Origin of the sequence: Amycolatopsis sp. NPDC006125 (genome assembly GCF_040614195.1) — a bacterium.
Classification (GTDB): domain Bacteria; phylum Actinomycetota; class Actinomycetes; order Mycobacteriales; family Pseudonocardiaceae; genus Amycolatopsis_E; species Amycolatopsis_E tucumanensis.
On the sequence record NZ_JBEXTZ010000065.1, the window covers coordinates 32,318 to 51,208 of the forward strand.

Sequence of the window (18,891 nt, forward strand, 5' to 3'; positions counted from 1 at the left end):
TCGACCGGCACTTCCTGTCCCGCCCCGCGGCGAGCCCGGCGAACGCCGTCGCCGCGATGTGCGGCGCGCACGCCCAGGTCCGCACCGCCGCGGAGGTGTCGGTCGCCCTGCGCACCAGCGGCACCGCGGACGACGTTCGCGATGCGGTCGCCGACCACACGCTGATCCGCACGTTCGGCCCGCGCGGCACTGTGCACCTGCTGCCGGCGCGGGATCTGGCGCTGTGGACCGGTGCGCTGCCCGCGGTCCCGCAGCGTTCGACCATGCCGCCCGCGGTGCGGCTCACCGACGAGCAGACCGATCGCATCGTCGAGGCCGTCGCGGACGCGCTCGCCGACGCCGAACTGACCGCCGACGAACTCACCGGCGCGGTCGTCGACCGTGTCGGCCCGTGGGCGGGTGACCTCGTCATGCCGGCGTTCCAGGGGTTCTGGCCGCGCTGGCGCCAGGCACTGGCGACGGCCGCGCACCGGGGCGCGCTGTGCTTCGGCCGCGACCGCGGGCGGCAGGTCACCTACACCAGCCCGCGCCGGTGGCTGCCCGGGTTCCGGCCGGAAGAGACCGAACCCGCGCTGACCGGCGTGCTCGCGCGTTACCTGCACGCCTACGGACCGGCCACGCCCCAGCACTTCGCGCGCTGGCTGTCCGCTCCGGTGGAGTGGGCGTCGGCGTTGTTCGCCCGCGCCGGCCTGCGCCCGGTCGACCTCGACGGCGAGCGCATGTGGCTGAACGCCGACGACACCCTGCCGGGTAGGCGGACGGCGCCCGCGCTGCGGCTGCTGCCACTCTTCGACGCCCACGTCGTCGGCAGCTTCCCGCGGGAACTGCTCTTCCCCGGCGCGGCCGCGCACCGGTGCCTCGCCCGCGGGCAGGCGGGCAACTTCCCGGTGCTGCTCGTCGACGGCGTGGCAGGCGGGGTGTGGCACCAGCGCCGCTCCGGCCGCGGTCCACCTCACCGTCGAACCGTTCGCGCCGCTGAGCGCCGCGCACCGGCGCGAGCTGGACGAACAGGTGACCCGGCTGGGGGAAGTCCTCGGCCGCGAGCCGCGGCTGACCATCGGGCCGGTCACCGTCGGCGCGCACGCCTGAGGTCAGCGGCGCGGATCGACGTGGATCTTCGGCGCGCCGCCCGCGGGCCGCTCACCGGCGAGCACCGCGGCCACCTCGCCGAGCCCGACGGTCGCGGCGACCAGCGGCACCGGGTCGACCGCGCCGCTGGCGTACTGCTCGATCGTCCCGGCCAGGCCGGGGGAGGCCGAGAGCACGCCGACCGCGGTGACGTCCTTCAACGCCAGCAGGCGCGTGTCGAGCAGGCTCGGCCGCCCGGCCAGGCCGATGTAGACGACCCGGCCGCCCGGCTCGACCAGTTCCACCGCCCTGGCAGGCAGCTCCGGCGCCCCGGACGCGTCGATCACCGCGTCGAACGGCAGCTCCGGCAAGCGGTCCGGGGACCAGGCGTCGCGGAAACCGAGCGAGCGGGCGAACTCCAGTGACGCGGCGGTGGCGCCCAGCAGGTGCACCTCCGCGCCGGCCGCGCGGGCGAACATCGCGCACAGCAGGCCGATCGTGCCCGGGCCGAGGACGAGCACCCGGTCGCCGCGGCGCGGATCCGCGCCACGCACCGCACGCAGCGCGTTGCCGCCCGGCTCGACCATCGCCCCCGCGGCCGCCCCGACCGCGTCCGGCAGCGGGTGCAGCGCGGTCACCGGCACGGCGAGGCGTTCGGCCAGCGCGCCCGGCCGCCCGCCGCGGATCCCGATCTCGGTGCGGGTCTCGCACAGGTGCTGGCGGCCGCCGCGGCACCGGCGGCAGGCGCGGCAGCCGAGCATCGTGTCCCCGGTGACCCGCCTGCCGATCCAGGCCGGGTCGACGCCGTCGCCGGATTCCACGACCGTGCCGCACCACTCGTGCCCCAGCCGCATGGGATACCGGGCGTGCCCGTCGTGCAGGTAGGGCATGCTGCCGTCGAAGAACTCCGCGTCGGTGCCGCAGATCCCGGCCCGCGCCACGGCGACGACCACCTCGCCCGGCGCGGCGGACGGCGGCTCGACCTCGACCACGCCGCCCTCGCCGGGAGCGGTGACCACGAACGCGCGCATGGCCCCGAGCCTAGCCGGGAAGATCCACTGTGGACGGCAATGGGCACAAAGTCCTCACTTTGAGGACTTCCGCCTTGCCAGGAACGGTCTTCCCGGGCGCATACTGGAGGAGCACGTGCGGGTGCTCGGGGCACCGCACGGCGGGGAAAGCGGGTTCCGTCGGGGGATGGCGCCCGCGGGAGGTCGATGCCCGGCCGGTCGGGGCCACAGGGCAGGCGGTCTCCGACGGCGGGCCGGCTTGGGGAAGCCGGCCCGCCGTTCTTTGTTCCGCGCTGTGACCGGCAGCCGCGGTGCTGGGCGATCTGCCCGGCGAGCGCCCCGGTGACCCCGGGGCCGCCGCGCCGTCACCCGCATCCGGTCTTCTCGCCCGTTCGCCGATCGGGGTTCCCGCCTGGTGCCAACCACGACGCGTCGATTCCGCATCGCGGTGACAAGTTCCGCGCCGGCCGTTGCCGCGCCCGCCGCCGGGCTCCTAGCCTCGCGTTTCGTGCGATTTCCCCTGGTTGTGGCCGCGACGCTGCTCATCTCGTCCGTGCCGGGAATCACCGCCGCGGCGGCGGCCGACCGGACGGAGGCACCGGTCGTGACGAGCTCGCCGGTCACCACGGTCGCCGAGTCGGTGGTGCGGGTGCGGGTGCCGCTGCCGGATTCGGCCGGCCCGCACCCGGAGGCGTGCGACTGGCTGTCCTACCTGCGGTACCGCGATGCCGCCGGTCCCGCCGACGCCGCGCGGGCGGACCGGATCCTGATCGCCCAGCCCGGGGTGCTCGAAGGCGCCGGGGCGTTCGACAACCTGGCCCGCCACACCGTGCGGAACGCCGCGCGGCAAGGGCGGCACATCGAGTTCTGGGCCCTGGACCGGCGGTCGAACTGCCTGGAGGACCACACCGGGCTCGCGGCCGGGCTCGCGGCCCGCGACCCGCACGTCGCCGTCGACTACTACTACCGCGGCGCCGAGGTCGACGGCAGGCGGTTCGCCGGCTACCTCGGCAACGACCGCCTGGGCTGGCTCGCGCACCTCGGGCTGGAGCAGACGCTGCGCGACCAGTACGACCTGATGGTCCGCGAGCTGCCCGACCCGGCCGTGCGGGCGTCGAAGGTGCTGTGCGGCGGGCACTCGTTGGGCGGGACGCTCACCGGGTTCTTCGCGTCGTGGGACTTCGACGGCACACCCGGTCACACGCAGTGCGCCGGCTACTTCGCGCTCGACTCGGCGATCTCCACGTCGCTGGGCTCGCTCAGCGGGTTGCCGGACGCGATCGGCGCCGACGACCTCGGCTACGCCGCGACGCACGCCGGGCTGGCGTCCGGGCTGCTGCCGCGGGCGCTGAACCTGCCGGTGCTGATCAACGCGGAGACGATGAACCTGCTCGGGGTGGCCGGGCTGGCCGCCGACGTCGACCCGGACGGGCCGTCGGACCTGGCGTCCTACCTCCCGTCGAACGCGAACCTGGAGACCACCGACCGGCTGCTGTTCTCGCGGGACGCGGTGGCGTTCGCGACCGGGATCCCGTCGATCTGGGACTTCGCCATCACGAACGCGACCGCGCTGGGCGCGCTGCTCGACGACAACTCGCAGCCGCTGGCGTTCCTGCAGGCCAGCACAGGCTTCTTTGGCGGCGGTCCGGTGGCGGACAAGGACTTCCCGCTGCCGCACGAGCCGGCCGGGACGACCGGCGCGCTCGGCGTCGACCCGCTGGCCGTGCCGGTGGACCCGTCCGCGGATTACACGTGGCGCGACTACGACGACATCGACGCCACCGTGGCGCGCGACCGCCATGGCGCGCCGTTCACCACCCCGGCGAAGGAGGTCACCGCGATCGCCGACCTGGCCCGCAGCCTCGCCGAGCACCCGCTGGACTTCACCGAGCAGTACTTCCCGTCGAAGCTGGTGACCGACATCAGCCAGGCCGGCGCGGCGGAGATCCGCGCCCACGTGCGGCACCCCGAGGGCATCACGGCGCACCCCACGATCAACCTCCTCGCCGGCGACGGCCTGATCGCGCCCCGCGGCGAGCCTGCGACGGGGGAGACCGTGCTGGCGCCCGGGTACCAGCACCTGGACGTCCTCACCGCGGCGGCGCGCCGGAACACCGGCGAAGCCGAACCGGTGGCGGCGAACCTGACGCGCTTCGCTCTCGGCTGACGGTCCACATCGCGGGAACGGTTTTGGTGCCGCGGAGGGGCGTCCAGTACTGTGTTCGCCAGGCCGAGAGGCGCTGCAACGGACCCAGGTCCGCCACGCTCGGCCCCCGTGAACCGCAACAAGGGCGCCTCCCGACAGTTGGGAGGGCGCCGGTGGACACGACGAAGGCTCTGCGGGAGATCCTGAGCGACCGGGTGGCCGTCCTCGACGGCGCCTGGGGCACGATGCTGCAGGGCGCGGGCCTCACCCCGGCCGACTACCGCGGCGACGTGATCGGCGACCACCCTCAGGACGTCACCGGCGACCCGGACCTGCTCAACCTCACGCGCCCCGACCTGATCCTCGACGTGCACCGGCAGTACCTCGCCGCGGGCGCGGACATCACCACGACCAACACGTTCACCGCGACGAGCATCGGCCAGGCCGACTACGGCCTGCAGCACCTCGTCCGCGAGATGAACGTGCGCGGCGCCCAGCTGGCCCGCCAGGCCGCCGACGAAGCAGGCGGCAGGTTCGTGGCCGGCTCCATCGGGCCGCTGAACGTCACCCTGTCCCTCTCCCCGAAGGTCGACGAGCCCGCCTACCGCGCGGTCACCTTCGACGAGGTCCGCGGCGCCTACGCCGAGCAGATCGCCGCACTGGCCGAGGGCGGCGTCGACCTGCTGCTCATCGAGACGATCTTCGACACCCTCAACGCGAAGGCCGCCATCGCCGCGGCCCGCGACGTCGCCCCGCACCTGCCGCTGTGGATCTCGGTGACGATCGTCGACCTGTCCGGCCGCACCCTGTCCGGCCAGACCGTCGAGGCGTTCTGGAGCGCGATCGAGCACGCCCACCCGCTGGTCGTGGGCGTGAACTGCTCGCTGGGCGCCGAGGAAATGCGCCCGCACGTCGAGCAGCTGTCCCGCCTGGCGGGCACCTACGTCGCCTGCCACCCCAACGCCGGCCTGCCCAACGCCTTCGGCGGCTACGACCAGACTCCGGACGAGACCGCCCGCATGCTGGGCGAGTTCGCCGGCAGCGGCATGGTCAACATCGTCGGCGGCTGCTGCGGCACCGGCCCCGAGCACATCGCCAAGATCGCCCAGGCGGTGTCCGGCGCGGCCCCGCGCGAGGTGCCGCCGCCGCGCACCAGCACCCGGTTCAGCGGGCTGGAGCCGTTCGAGATCGGCGCCGACACCGGGTTCGTGATGATCGGCGAGCGCACCAACGTCACCGGCTCGGCCAAGTTCCGGCGGCTGATCGAGTCCGGCGACTACCAGGCCGCCGTCGACGTCGCGCTGGACCAGGTCCGCGGCGGCGCCAACCTGCTCGACGTCAACATGGACGCCGACCTGCTCGACTCCGAGCACGCGATGACGACGTTCCTCAACCTGATCGCCACCGAACCGGAGGTGGCCCGCATCCCGATCATGGTCGACAGCTCGCGGTGGAGCGTGCTGGAGGCCGGGCTCAAGTGCGTGCAGGGCAAGGGCGTGGTCAACTCGATCAGCCTCAAGGAGGGCGAGGAGCAGTTCCTGCGCCAGGCCCGCCGCATCCGCGACTACGGCGCCGGTGTCGTCGTGATGGCCTTCGACGAGAAGGGCCAGGCCGACACCACCGAGCGCAAGGTGGAGATCTGCGCCCGCGCCTACGACCTGCTCACGCGCGAGGCCGGGTTCCCGCCCGAGGACATCGTGTTCGACCCCAACGTGCTGGCCGTCGCGACCGGCATCGCCGAGCACAACGGCTACGCCAAGGCGTTCATCGAGGCGCTGCCGCTGATCAAGCAGCGCTGCCCGGGCGCGCGCACCAGCGGCGGCATCTCGAACCTGTCGTTCTCCTTCCGCGGCAACGACGTCGTGCGCGAGGCGATGCACTCGGCGTTCCTGTTCCACGCGGTGCGCGCCGGGCTGGACATGGGCATCGTCAACGCCGGCCAGCTCACCGTCTACGAGGACATCCCCGCCGACCTGCTGGAACTGGTCGAGGACGTGCTGTTCGACCGCCGCGAGGACGCCACCGACCGGCTGGTCGAGTTCGCCGAGACGGTCCGCGGCCAGGGCCGCAAGCGGGTGGTGGACCTGTCGTGGCGCGAGGCGCCGGTGGCCGAGCGGCTGCGGCACGCGCTGGTGCACGGCATCGTCGACTACATCGAGGACGACACCGAGGAGGCGCGGCAGAACTTCGCGCGGCCGCTGGAGGTCATCGAGGGCCCGCTGATGGACGGCATGAAGACCGTCGGCGACCTGTTCGGCTCGGGCAAGATGTTCCTGCCGCAGGTGGTCAAGAGCGCGCGCGTGATGAAGCGGTCGGTGGCCTACCTCGAGCCGTTCATGGAGGCCGAGAAGGAGGAGCTGCGCCGGTCCGGGCAGGTGAGCACCGAGCGCGGCCAGGGCAAGATCGTGCTGGCCACCGTGAAGGGCGATGTGCACGACATCGGCAAGAACATCGTCGGCGTCGTGCTGGGCTGCAACAACTACGAGGTGATCGACCTCGGCGTGATGGTGCCCGCGGCGAAGATCCTGGACACCGCGGTCGCCGAGAACGCCGACGCGATCGGCCTGTCCGGGCTGATCACCCCGTCGCTGGACGAGATGGTGTCGGTCGCGACGGAGATGCAGCGGCGCGGGCTGAAGATCCCGCTGCTGATCGGGGGCGCGACCACGTCCCGGCAGCACACGGCGGTGCGGATCGCGCCGGCCTACGACCACACGACGGTGCACGTGCTGGACGCGTCGCGGGTCGTCGGGGTCGTGTCGGACCTGCTCGACACCGACCGCGCGGCAGCGCTGGACACGGCGAACCGCGCGGAGCAGGAACGGTTGCGCGAGCAGCACGCAGGCAAGCAGCGCCGCCCGATGCTCACGCTGGAGCAGGCGCGCGCCAACCCGGAGCGGGTGTCCTTCGACGACCTGCCGGTGCCGTCGTTCACCGGGGTGCGCACGGTCTCGCCCGGGCTGCCCGCGCTGCGCGAGATGATCGACTGGCAGTTCCTGTTCCTGGCGTGGGAGCTCAAGGGCAAGTACCCGGCGATCCTGGACCAGCCGGTGGCGCGCGAGCTGTTCGACGACGCGAACACGCTGCTCGACGAGATCGTCGCGCAGGAGCTACTGGAGGCCCGCGGCGCCTACGGCTTCTGGCCCGCGCACAGCGAGGGCGACGACATCGTGCTGGAAAACGGTGTGCGGTTCCCGATGCTGCGCCAGCAGACGTCCAAACCGGACGGACGCGCGAACCGCTGCCTGGCCGACTACGTGGCGCCGGCGGGGGACCACCTCGGCGGGTTCGCGGTGACCGTGCACGGGGCCGAGGAGCTGGCGCGCCACTACGAGTCCCAGAACGACGACTACCGCGCGATCATGGTGAAGGCGCTGGCCGACCGCTTGGCCGAGGCGTTCGCGGAGTACATCCACCTGGAGGCCCGGCGGGAGTGGTTCGAGCCGGACGCGCAGCCGTCGCTGGCGGACCTGCACGCCGAGCGGTTCCGCGGGATACGCCCCGCGCTCGGCTACCCGGCGAGCCCGGACCACAGCCAGAAGCGGGAGCTGTTCGACCTGCTGCGGGCTTCGGACCTGGGCCTCGGGCTCACCGAGTCGTTCGCGATGACCCCGGCGGCCAGCGTGAGCGGGCTGATCTTCGCCCACCCGGAGTCCCGCTACTTCACCGTGGGGCGCCTCGGACGCGACCAGGTGACCGACTACGCCCGGCGACGCGGACTGCCACAGCCGGAAATCGAGAAGTGGTTGCGGCCCAACCTGGACTACGATCCCGCGGAGTGATGATCTCCGAGGAGCTCCGCGACACGGATGTGGTCACCGACCTGCAGCTGTGGTTCCGCGCGCGAGATCTGGCCGCCGCGATGGACGGGTGCCGGCGGCTGGTCGCCGACCTCGGGGCCTGGGGGATCGAGGTCGGCCCGGTCGACGGGGATCAGCCGGGCAGCTACTACGCGCGGGTGGCGGTCCGCACGCGGACGAGTGCCGATGAAAGCACGCTCGACGCGATCCAGCGCGTTGCCAGGTCGCAGCTCCCCGTCATCGGGGTGCCCCCGGAACTGCTCGAAATCACCGAGTCCCGTGGCAGGCCGCTCGCGTGTGTGCCCGACGCGCGGATCGAAGCACCGGCCGGGGCTGACCTGTCGGTGTACGTGGGGCGGGGGCGGGACCCGTTCGGGATGGAGGGCGCGGACCTCGACGGCGTCGAGCCCCTCGGGCTGACCGAGGAGGAGAGCCGTGAATTCCTGGACGCCTTGAAGGCCGCGACCACCGTGCAGGTCCTGGTGGTCGCCGAGCTCTCGGAACCGGATGCCATCGCGGCCCGGGAGCGGGTCCGGCGGGTCGCGCGCACCCTGCGGCAGCAGGTCTTCCCCGCCGAGGACGACGTCGAGGTGGGTGAACCCAGACGGAGGCCGAGCGGGACGGTCGAAGTCGCCGCGTCGGTGGGCGGGACGTCGATGAGTTCCCACGACGCCGTGGTGGCGGCGTCCCGCGCGCTGCGGGCGTTCACCTGGCTCGAGCCGGAAGCACTGGAGAGCGATCGGCCGGACTACTTCGCCGTCGAGGCGGTTCCTCAGGAGCGGTTCGTCCGGCTGGAGGTCCAGGCGGCGACGGGACTCGGCGTGGTGGGTTGAGGGTTTTGGTCACCCGGTCAGGTGGTAGTCCGCCCACACGGCCGACTACTCACTCAACGGGGCGTGAGATGCATCTGGAATACGAGCACGCGGCGGCCTCCGGGCTGCGTCGATACGTCAACACCGTCGCCGAGGAGCTGGGCTGCAGCGGCGAGGCCTACTACGCCCACCTGGACCCGCCGCCGGCGTACGCCTACCTCGCGCTCGACGACCGGCTGCGCGACCACCCCGCGCAGGACACGGCCCTGGTGTGGAACGAGCACGACGGCTGGGCGGTGGCGATCGAGACAACGGCCGGGCACGAGCTGAGCGTGGTCCGCTACTACGGCGCCGAGCTGCTGCCGCCACCGGCCGAAGTCGCCCGGTTCGTGGCCGAGGTCTTCGAGGGCCGCGCCCCCGACGCGGCGCCCGCGGGCACCACCGACAGCGCCGCGGTCCGCCAGCACCTGGCCACCTACGCGATCCCGTACCAGGACCGGCCTGCGCAGCGGCCCGGCCAGCCCGTCGAGCAGTCGCGCCGCGGCCCGGCCCGCTGACCCGGGCGGCACTGTTCGGTTCGACACCCCGGCCGCGACGACCTGGCGGCACTTTTCTGCTTCGGCACTGCGGCCCGCTGAGCGGGGTGGCGCCTTCTGGTTCGGCACGGAGACCCGCTGAGCCAGGCAGCACCTCCCAGTACGGCAGCCCGGCTCGCTGGCCCGGGCGCATCTACCGGTAGGGCCCCTGGCCCGCTGACCCAAGGGGCATCTTCTGGCGCGGCACCGTGGCTCGCTGCCACGGGGCGGCATTTTCCGATGCGCACCCCGGGCCCTGACCCAGGCGACACCCCCGGCACGGCACCCCCGCGGCCGCCACCGGCGCCCGAGCGCGCCGGAAACCGTTGCAGTGCTGGGCACTTTCCGGCACACTGCCGCAATCGCCACCACCTGGGGAGGAATCGTGGTCGCGCGTACCGGGGTCGTCGTCGTGGGGGCCGGGCCCGCCGGGCTGGGGCTCGCCAACGTGTTGCGGGACAGGGGAATCGACTGCGTGGTGCTCGAGGAGCAGACCCGCGCCTTCATCGAGGCCCGCCCGCGCGCCGGGTTCATCGAGGAGTGGGCCGTGCGCGCGCTCGACGAGCGCGGACTGGCCGACAAGCTGCTGTCCACCGCGCCGAGCCAGGGCCGCTTCGAGTTCCGGTTCGAAAACGGCCGCCACCCGTTCTCCTACGAGCAGTGGGCCGGCCAGCGCCACTTCGTCTACCCGCAGCAGCTGCTCGTCACCGACCTGGTCGCGCACTACGCCGACAAGGGCGGCGACATCGAGTTCGAGGTCCGGGACGTAGCCCTGCACGACATCGAATCGGCCACACCGTCGGTCACCTTCACCGCCGCCGACGGCACCGCCCGCCGGCTCGGCTGCGACTTCATCGCCGGCTGCGACGGCGCCCAGGGCGTCACGCGGCGTCACCTCGCAGGCGACCTGCTGACCCACGACTACGGCATCGGCTGGCTGGCACTGCTCGCCGAGGCGCCGCCCAGTGCGGACGGCGTCCTGTTCGGCATCCACCCCCGCGGGTTCGCCGCGCACATGGCGCGCACCCCCACCGTCACGCGCTTCTACCTGCAGTGCCCGCCCGGCGACTCCGAGGACAACTGGCCGCACGAGCGCGTCTGGTCCGAGCTGCACCAGCGGCTGGGGGTGCCGGACGGCCCGCTCGTCGAGGGCGAGCTGATCGAGAAACGCGTCCTCGACATGCACAACTACGTCCACGAGCCGATGTGCCGCGGCAGGCTGTTCCTGGCGGGCGAGTCGGCGCACCTGGTCGCGCCGATCGCGGCGAAGGGCCTTAACCTCGCCCTGCACGACGCGTTCCACCTGGCTGAGGCGATCGAGGCCCACTACGGCGGCGACGACGGGCCGCTGGCCCGCTACTCGGACACCTGCCTGGCCCGCGTGTGGCAGTACCAGGAGTTCTCGCAGTGGCTGTCGGACATCTTCCACAGCTCCACCGTCGACCCGCCCGCCGACCCGTTCCGCGCCCGGCTGGCACAGGCCCGCCTGCGCCGCCTGCTCGGATCACCCGCCGCCGCGGCCGCGTTCAGCGAGATCTACATCGGCAAAGCCGCCGATTTCTGACCAATCCCGTGCGGTGATCCACGCGGCGTGGCAGGCTGCCCCGTAACGAAACTCGCGAGTGCGGAGTCTCCTCGGGCAAGGGCGCCCGGGCGACGAGGAGGACCATGGCGGGGGACACGGACGTCGATGCCGACCTGATCGAGGCGGTCCGCGCGGGCGACCTGCTCGCCTACGACCGTCTCTTCCGGCGGCACCTGCCCGCGGCGCGCCGGGTGGCGTCGATGATGTGGCGGGACCGGTCCGAGGTGGACGACCTGGTGGCCGAATCGTTCCTGCGGGTGCTCGCCGCGATCCGGGACGGCGCCGGCCCGGCCGAGCGCTTCCGGCCCTACCTGCTCGTGACGCTGCGTAACCTGGCGATGGACTGGGGTCGCCGCCGCGAGCGGTGCGACCCGTGGGCCGCCGGCCGCGACGAGCGCACGCCGGGTGTCGAGGAGATTGTGATCGACCGGCTCACCGGCGAGGTGGCGCTCTCGGCGTTCGAAACCCTGCCGCCGCGCTGGCGGTACGTGCTGTGGCACACCGAGATGCTGGGCACCCGGCCCGCGGCGCTGGCCGCCGAGCTGGGCATGACGGCCAACGGGGTCGCTGCGCTCGCGGTGCGCGCCCGTGAGGGGCTGCGGCAGGCGTTCCTGCAGGCCCACGTGCCCGCGGCGCGCGCCGAGGACTGCCGCACCGTGCGGCGGCGGCTGGGCGCGTGGACGCGCGGGAAGGTGACCGCGCGGCAGGGGCGGGCGGTGTCGGCGCACCTGGCCGGCTGCCCCAAGTGCCACCGGGTGGCGGCGGTGCTGGAGACGGTCAACGGCGGGCTGCCCGCGCTGGCGCTGTTGCCGCTGCTCGGGAGACTGCTCGGTGGCGGCGGGGCGCCCGCGGCGTCGGTGGCCGCCGGTGGCGGAGTGGCGGCGATCTCGAAGATGGCCGCGGCCGTGACGCTGGCCGCGGTCGCGGCGGTCGCCGGGCCGGTGGTGGCGCCCGACCGGGCGGCCGCGCCGGAGGCCCTCGCGGCGGCGCCGGTGCGGCCTGCCGTGCCGGGTGTTGCTGCTGGGGCTCCCCAGGCCGGCGCCGGGGCCAACGAGAACGGCCGGGCGAAGGACGCCGCCCCGAACGCCAACGGAGCCGCGCACGGCAACGCCGGGGCCCAAGGCAACGCCGAGCCCAAGGGTGGCGCGGTAGCCAGGAGCAACGCCGGAGCGAAGGGCAGTGCCGGGGCCAAGGGGAGCGCCGGGGCGAAGGGCAACGCTGAGGCCAAGGACAACGCCGGATCCAACGGCAATGGTGGCGCCAAGGGCAGTGCCGGGGCCAAGGGCAATGCCGAGGCCAACAGCAATGCCGGGGCCAAGGGCAACGCCGGAGCGAAGGGCAATGCCGGGGCCAAGAGCAGCGCCGGAGCCAAGAGCAGTGGCGCGGCCAAGGGCGGCGCTGGCGGCAAGGGCAATGGCGAGGTCAAGGGCAATGGTGCGGCGACGAGCGCGACCGGCCAGGCCATGCCCGCCGCGTCGAAGGCAGCCAAGCCGAAGCCGCCCAAGCCGGAACATCCCGAGCCGAAGGGGAATCCCGGCAAGTCGCCGCGGAAGTGACGGGCCGCCCGCCCCGCACCCGGCTGCTCGCGAAGCAGGACGTGCCCGAGCAACTCGCGGGTGGCGGCCCGTTGTGGCTGGTGCGCTGTTCGCGCAGCGAGACGTGTCCGAGTAAATCGTAAGTAGCGGGCCCCTATGGCCGGGGCTCGCGCAGCGAGGCTGGTCCGAGTAGCTCGCGGGTGGCACCGTGGCGGCCGGTGCGGTGCTCGCGCAGCGAGGCTGGTCCGAGTAGCGCGCGGGGCGGCGGTCCGTGGGGGCTGGTGCGCTGCTCACGCCGCGCGAGCCTGTTCGGTTGGCTTGCCGGGCGGTGCGGGTGGGAGGCAGCCGGCTCGCTCGCGCAAGCACTTCGGGTCCAAGCGGTGCGCCCCGGCGCTAATCGGCCTCGCCCTGGCTGGCTTTTCGCGCCGGGGCCGTCAGGTAGTCCAGCGTGCGCGTCATGTCGAGCAGCCGCTCCAGCACGGGCGGCCGGTCGTCCAGGTGCAGGTTCGCCCCGGCGCTCTGCACCCGCCGCGCGATCATCAGCAGCGTGGACAGCCCGTAGGAGTCGCAGAAGTCCAGCGACCCGAAGTCCAGCCGGACGTCGCGCAGGCCGGGGGCCAGCCGGGCGGTCACCTCGCTCAACAGGCCGTCGCCGCTGTGGTAGTCCAGGTTCCCGGCGAGGGCGCCGTGCAGCGTCCGGGCGTCGGGGGTCGTCCAGCTCGTCGTCAGCGGCCGCGGTTCGGTCATCCCGGCCCGCCCGTCCCGAGGTGGCCGGCCAGCTCCTCCCGCGCCTGCGCCAGCAGCGTCGTCGCCCGCGGGAAGTCCCGCAGCTCCCCGGTCAGCAGGTCCAGCGCCGGGATCAGCGACGCCGGCGGCACCCCGCGCGCGGCCAGGATGTCGGCGGTCCAGGTCAGGAACGCGGTGAACAGCGAGGCGTCGCCGGTGTAGAGCGCCGTCGACAGGAAATCGACGATGTGCGCCAGGTCCTCAGTGGTGTACTGGCGCTGCAGCTCGGTGTACTCGCGCATCGCGGGCACGTGCTGCTCGAGCCCCGCGTACACCGCACGCACCAGCTGCGGCGAGCTGCGGCGGACCAGCGTGTACTCCTGGTCGGCCAGGTGCGGCAGGTCGTCGATCAGCTGGTGCGGGGCGTGCGGCCGGGGCAGCGGGTCGTCCGCGAGCCGGTCTGCGGCGGCACGCGCGTCGGGCGCCCACGCCTCCGCGCCCAGCAGCCGCGCCCATCGGCCATCCGGGCCGAACGCGGCGCCACCGGCGATCACCGGCACTCCGGCGGCCTGGCACGCGCTGATCGTGGCGTGCGCGGCGGGCAGCCGGGTGGGCAGCGAACCGGACAGCGCGACCGCCTCCGGCCCGATCCGGTGCAGATGCGTGATCAGGTGCGGGGTGGGCACCTGCGCGCCCAGGTAGTCGACCCGGAACCCCCGCAGCGTCAGCACTTCGGCCAGCAGCCGCGCCGGCAGCGCGTGCCACTCACCGTCCACACAGGACACCGTGAGGCGCCCGCGGGTCACCCGGGGTCGTGGCGCCTCCCGGACGAGGTGGACGATCGCCCGCTCGTTGATCGCCGTCGCCGCGTGCTCCTGCGCGACGCTGATCCGGTTGGCCGCCCACTCGTGCCCGACCCGGCGCTGCACCGCGCCGATGACGTCCAGCAGCACGGCCTCCGGCCCGATGCCGTCGTGCAGCGCGGCCAGCACCGTGTCGGTGGCGGTGTACTCGTCGCCGTCGAGGACGGCGTCCCACAGCCGCTCGGCGTGGTCCGTGGTGTCCGCGCGCTGTGTCACGATCTTGTTCATGCTGCCGCCTACGGGGATCCGGGACCGCGCACGGCGGTCAGGTGCCGCCCGCGCGGGGCGGTGATGGCGAGCAGGGCCATGTCGTCGTGCTGACCGGCGCCAACCCATTCGGTCGCGAGCATCTGCACGCGCTCGACGACCGCCTCGGCGGGCATCCCGGCGCATTCCCCGAGCGCGCGGCGCAGCCGGGCCTCGCCGAACATCTCGCCGCCGAGCGGTCCGCCCCGCGCCTCGGTGATGCCGTCGGTGTAGAGCAGGCAGGTCTCGCCGGGGGCCAGCACGACGTCCTCGCTGGAGACCTCGATCTCCGGAAGCACGCCGATCAGGCTGCCGCGGCAGGCGACCTCCTCGACCGTCCCGTCGGCTCGGACGACCAGCGGCGGCAGGTGCCCGGCGCTGGTGACCCGCAACCGGACCTCCTGGCCGTGCCGGCACGCCGAGGCCAGCGCCAGCGTGGCGAACCGCGTGTGGTGCGAGCTGAGCAGCGACGAGTTCAGCAGCCGGAGCATGCGGCCGTGGTCGTCCGCCATCGGCAGCAGGGCCTGCAGCGTGTTGCGGATCTTGCCGGTGAGCACGGCGGCTTCGAGCCCTTTGCCGCACACGTCCCCGAGCAGGGCCAGCGACTCGCCCTCCCCGAGCGGGTGCACGTCGTAGAAGTCGCCGCCGAGCCGGTCGGCGTCCTGGGCCGGACGGTAGCCGCCGGCGAACTCCACCCCGCCGATCTGCTCCAGCACCGGCGGCAGCAGCTCCTCGGTGAGGACCTCGGTGATCGAGCTCTGCTGTTCGAACAGGCGCGCCGCGGACATCGCCGCGCCGGAGCGGGCGGCGAACAGGCGCGCGAACACCTCCTCGTCCTCGGTGAAGGCGTGGTGTTCGGTGCGCCGCAACAGGATCAGCACGCCCACCGGCACGCCGTGGCCGGGCAGCGGGGTCACCACGATCGAGCCGACCTGGCCGAACCCCTCCGGCACGATCCACGACGGAGCCTGGGCCGGGTCGATCCAGCGGGACGGCACCGGCGGGAACCCCTGCAGCGCCTCGGCCAGCCCGGGCAGCTCGTCCGGGTCGATCTCCAGGGTCAGCGGGCGGGGCCGCTCGCCGCGCACGCACACGACCGCGGAGTAGCGGCCGCGCCTGCCCGGCGCGACGATCCACGCCGCGTCGGCGAGGTGGCCCGCGGACAGTTCGGCGGCCACCTCCATGCTGCGGGGCACGTTGAGCGACCCGAGCAGCGCGTTCGAGGCCGCGCTGAGGAAGGCGGTGCGTTCCTGTTCCCGGCGCAGCGCCTCGCGGGCCGCGTGGAGCTCGGTGGTCTCCATGAGCCACCACATGACCGGTCCCTCCGGCTGCCGGACCGGGTGCGCGTCGAAGGTCCGGTCGTCGACCCGGCCGGCCGCGAGAGCGGATCCGGCGGTGTGGGCGGCGCACAGCCAGGCCGAGACGCAGTCGGCGAGCGCGCGTCCGGGACGCAGCGCGGGGAACAGCAGACGGGCGGCTTCGTTGGCCGCGTGGACGGTGCCGTCCGGGGCGGCCAGCAGGGCGGGGTACGGCGCACCGTCCCAGCCCGCGTCGATCCCGGCGGGGGAGGCGGAGACGAGACGGTCGGATTCAGTCAAGACGTGGGCGCCGGCGTGCCCGCTCCCTTCGAACGTGGGTGAGATGCCTCGGCATCAGCTTCCCCCAGCGCGCCGGACGGGGGCAAACCGGGCCCGGTGACCAACCTGGGCCGGATGGTCGATCCGGGACCAGTGGTGGTCAGGGGAGCGGGCAGGGTTGGTGAGGACCGCGGGGAGTTGCTGGTGTGCGGTGCTGGTCGTGGGGAGACCGGGCTTGGTGGTCGGCCGGTGCTGGCGTGGAGGGTTGGTGCTGGACCAGCGCCGGTCCGGGGAGCGAGCGGGCAGGGTTGGTGAGGACCGCGGCCAGCTGCTGGCAGGCGGCGCCGGTCGCGGGTAAACGGGGCCCGGCCGGACGGTCGATCCGGGACCAGCGCCGGTCAGGGGAGCCAGCGGGCCGGGTCGGCGAGGACCCCGGCCAGTTCCCGGTACGCGGCGCCGGTCGCGCCGGGGGCGGGAATGTTCTTCGCCGCGTGGATGGCGGGCGGCGTCCACCGCGCGGACAGCACGCGTTCCCGCAGGCGGCTCTCCAGCTCCGGCCGCAGCAGGTCCGCCACCTGCGCCAGGTGCCCGCCGAGCACCACCGTCGGGATGTCCAGCACGTTGATCACCCCGGCCAGCGCCACGCCGAGCGCCCGTGCGGCCGCGGTCACCGCCTCCCGTGCCCGCGCGTCGCCCGACGCGGCGAGCTCCGCCAGGTGCGCCGGGGTCGACGCGGGCGTCAGGCCGGCGGCGGCGAGCAGCGCGTCCCGGCCGGCGTAGGTCTCCAGGCAGCCCGTCGACCCGCAGCGGCAGGCCGGGCCTGCCGGGTCGACGCACACATGCCCGATCTCGCCCGCCCACCCGTGCCGCCCGGCCATCACCTCGCCGCCGACGACGGCCGCACCGCCGATGCCGATCTCGCCCGACAGGTACACGAAGTCCGGGAACGGCCCCGGCCGCCCCGGCGCGACCTCGGCGACCGTGCGGGCCGCGAGACTGGCCTCGTTGCCCACCCGCAACGGCAACCCGGCCACCGCGGCCGGGTCGAGCAGCTCCGCGGGCCGCACCCCGGACCAGCCGAGGTTCGGCGCGCGCAGCAGCGTGCCGGTGGCGGCCGCGACGATGCCGGGCAGCGCCAGGCCCGCCCCGACCAGCCGCAGGCCTTCGGGCAGCCCGGCCAGCACCCGCGCGGACAACGCGCCCAGCCGGTCCAGCGTCGCCGCCGGATCGCTTTCCACCAGGTCGGCGTACTCCAGCGACTCGGCGACCACGCGGCCGCGCAGGTCGGCCACCCGCACGGCGAGGAACCCGGCGTTGACCTGCAGCCCGACCGCGGCCAGCCGGGACCCGGGCACCAGGGGAGTGGCTGGACGGCCGCGCCTGCCGCCGCCGTCCGGCTCGATCTCGCCGAGCACCCCGCCCGCGACCAGCTCGTCGGCCAGCCGTGTGGCGGTGGTGCGGGTCATCGAGGTCGCCGCCGCCACGTCCGCCCGCGACAACGGCCGGGCGGACGCGCACACGGTGCGCGCCACCAGCGCCAGGTTGCTCGCCCGGAGGCTGGACTGGCGGGCGCTCGTCTGCTGATCGAGGGCGGTCACGGCGGCGATCCTAACGACGCACTGATTTCGTCCAGCGGATGGACGAAATCAGCCGATCAGGTGCTCGAGCGCGAGCTGCTGCAGCTGGACGAACCCGTAGTCGCGCTGGGCGGCCTTCTCCGGGTCGAAGCCGTCGTCGGCGGCCAGGAAGTCCGCCACCGACTCGCCCGCGCCCAGCGTCGGCTCGGCCAGTTCGAGGATCCCCGCCCGGTCCCACGCCTCGCGGACGCGCGGGTCCTCGCGGAAGGCCTTCGCCTTCTCGGCCAGCATCAGGTAGGTCGACATGCACGCCCGCGCCGAGTCCCAGATGCCGTCCAGGTACTCGGTGCGCGAGGGCTTGTAGTCGAAGTGCCGCGGGCCGGTGTAGCGGGGCGCGTCCGGGGAGCCGGGGAAGCCGTTCTCCAGCAGGTCCACGGTGAAGAACGCGGAGATCAGGTCGCCGTGGCCAAACACCAGGTCCTGGTCGTACTTGAGGCCGCGCTGGCCGTTGAGGTCGATGTGGAACAGCTTGCCGCTCCACAGCGCCTGGCCCAGCGCGTGCGTGTAGTTGAGGTTGGCCATCTGCTCGTGCCCGGTCTCCGGGTTGAGGCCGACGATGTCGCCGTGCTCCAGCTGCGCGATCAGCGCCAGCGCGTGGCCCACGGTCGGCAGGAAGATGTCGCCGCGCGGCTCGTTCGGCTTGGGCTCCAGGCCGATCCGCAGGCCGTAGCCCTGCGACTTGATGTAGCCGGCGACGGTGTCCAGGCCCTCCTTGTAGCGCTCGAACGCCGCGTAGAGGTCCTTCGAGCCGTCGTACTCGGAGCCTTCGCGGCCGCCCCACATGACGAACGTGCTCGCGCCCATCTCGGCGGCGATGTCGACCGCCTGCAGCACCTTGCGCAGCCCGAACCGGCGCACGCCGCGGTCGTTGGAGGTCAGGCCGCCGTCCTTGAACACCGGGTGGCTGAAGGTGTTGGTGGTGACCATCTCGATCACCAGGCCGGCCTTGTCGGCAGCGTCCTTGAGCCGCCCGGTGAGGCGCTGCTTCGTGGCGAGGTCGGCGTCGAAGGGGAAGACGTCGTTGTCGTGGAAGGTGATGCCCCAGGCGCCCAGCTCGGCGAGCTTGTCGGAGTACTCCCACGGGTCCAGCGCCGGGCGGCTCGGGCCGCCGAAGGGGTCCGTGCCGGTCCAGCCCACGGTCCACAGGCCGAACGAGAACTTGTCCTCAGGGGTCGGTTGGCGCACCATCGCAGCTCCTCCGGGTTTTGTTTTCCGGGACCTGGTGGTCGGCGCGGACGGGCTGCACTCGAACACCCGCCGCCTGGTCTTCGGCCCCACCGAGCGGTTCATCCGGCACCTCGGCGTGAACAT

Annotated in this window: 12 protein-coding genes, 1 pseudogene and 1 riboswitch; of the genes and pseudogenes, 7 read left to right on the forward strand and 6 right to left on the reverse strand. The window is 73.7% G+C overall.

Annotated features, from left to right (window positions below; translation table 11 throughout):
- Positions 1–56: 56 nt before the first annotated feature.
- Positions 57–887 (forward strand): annotated as a pseudogene (locus ABZ193_RS28440) (winged helix DNA-binding domain-containing protein); the annotation flags it as partial.
- A 204-nt stretch (positions 888–1,091) separates the two neighbouring features.
- On the opposite strand, the gene ABZ193_RS28445 reads toward ABZ193_RS28440, so the two are convergent.
- Positions 1,092–2,099: an alcohol dehydrogenase catalytic domain-containing protein gene (locus ABZ193_RS28445; protein WP_354712147.1), complete on the reverse strand. Its 1,008-nt coding sequence runs from the start codon at positions 2,097–2,099 to the stop codon at positions 1,092–1,094.
- A gap of 487 nt (positions 2,100–2,586) precedes the next feature.
- Here ABZ193_RS28445 and ABZ193_RS28450 point away from each other — a divergent pair, with 487 nt between their 5' ends.
- The 6 genes from ABZ193_RS28450 to ABZ193_RS28475 all read left to right on the forward strand — a co-directional run bounded on the left by ABZ193_RS28450 (position 2,587) and on the right by ABZ193_RS28475 (position 12,552).
- Positions 2,587–4,245 (forward strand): hypothetical protein, encoded by a 1,659-nt coding sequence (locus tag ABZ193_RS28450; RefSeq protein ID WP_354712148.1) that lies wholly within the window; start codon positions 2,587–2,589, stop codon positions 4,243–4,245.
- 59 nt (positions 4,246–4,304) lie between these two features.
- A riboswitch (S-adenosyl-L-homocysteine riboswitch) is annotated at positions 4,305–4,382 on the forward strand.
- A 15-nt stretch (positions 4,383–4,397) separates the two neighbouring features.
- On the forward strand, positions 4,398–8,006 hold the full coding sequence (metH, locus tag ABZ193_RS28455) for a methionine synthase (protein ID WP_354712149.1): 3,609 nt from the start codon (positions 4,398–4,400) through the stop codon (positions 8,004–8,006).
- On the forward strand, positions 8,003–8,857 hold the full coding sequence (locus tag ABZ193_RS28460; RefSeq protein ID WP_354712150.1) for a hypothetical protein: 855 nt from the start codon (positions 8,003–8,005) through the stop codon (positions 8,855–8,857). The genes metH and ABZ193_RS28460 overlap by 4 nt, the downstream gene beginning before the upstream one ends.
- 68 nt (positions 8,858–8,925) lie before the next feature.
- On the forward strand, positions 8,926–9,393 hold the full coding sequence (locus ABZ193_RS28465; protein WP_020420525.1) for a DUF6292 family protein: 468 nt from the start codon (positions 8,926–8,928) through the stop codon (positions 9,391–9,393).
- 403 nt (positions 9,394–9,796) lie between these two features.
- A complete protein-coding gene (locus tag ABZ193_RS28470; protein WP_354712151.1) occupies positions 9,797–10,975 on the forward strand; it encodes a 4-hydroxybenzoate 3-monooxygenase in 1,179 nt (392 codons plus the stop codon).
- Positions 10,976–11,079: 104 nt separating this feature from the next.
- The gene (locus ABZ193_RS28475) at positions 11,080–12,552 is read left to right on the forward strand and encodes a sigma-70 family RNA polymerase sigma factor (protein ID WP_354712152.1); all 1,473 of its coding nucleotides are present in this window, start codon (positions 11,080–11,082) and stop codon (positions 12,550–12,552) included.
- A 372-nt stretch (positions 12,553–12,924) separates the two neighbouring features.
- On the opposite strand, the gene ABZ193_RS28480 is transcribed toward ABZ193_RS28475, so the two are convergent.
- The 5 genes from ABZ193_RS28480 to xylA all read right to left on the reverse strand — a co-directional run bounded on the left by ABZ193_RS28480 (position 12,925) and on the right by xylA (position 18,768).
- Positions 12,925–13,278, reverse strand: coding sequence for an STAS domain-containing protein (locus ABZ193_RS28480; protein ID WP_354712153.1), 354 nt, complete (start codon positions 13,276–13,278; stop codon positions 12,925–12,927).
- On the reverse strand, positions 13,275–14,348 hold the full coding sequence (locus ABZ193_RS28485; protein ID WP_354712154.1) for a B12-binding domain-containing protein: 1,074 nt from the start codon (positions 14,346–14,348) through the stop codon (positions 13,275–13,277). Before ABZ193_RS28485 ends, ABZ193_RS28480 begins: the two co-directional genes overlap by 4 nt.
- Before the next feature lie 8 nt (positions 14,349–14,356).
- Positions 14,357–15,964, reverse strand: a complete 1,608-nt coding sequence (locus ABZ193_RS28490; RefSeq protein WP_354712155.1) for a GAF domain-containing SpoIIE family protein phosphatase — start codon at positions 15,962–15,964, stop codon at positions 14,357–14,359.
- A gap of 377 nt (positions 15,965–16,341) precedes the next feature.
- Complete coding sequence (locus tag ABZ193_RS28495; RefSeq protein WP_020420519.1) at positions 16,342–17,541, reverse strand: ROK family protein; 1,200 nt, start codon at positions 17,539–17,541, stop codon at positions 16,342–16,344.
- Between the two features lie 48 nt (positions 17,542–17,589).
- Entirely contained in the window at positions 17,590–18,768 is a 1,179-nt protein-coding gene (gene xylA / locus ABZ193_RS28500; protein WP_020420518.1) for a xylose isomerase, read from the reverse strand.
- Positions 18,769–18,891: the final 123 nt, after the last annotated feature.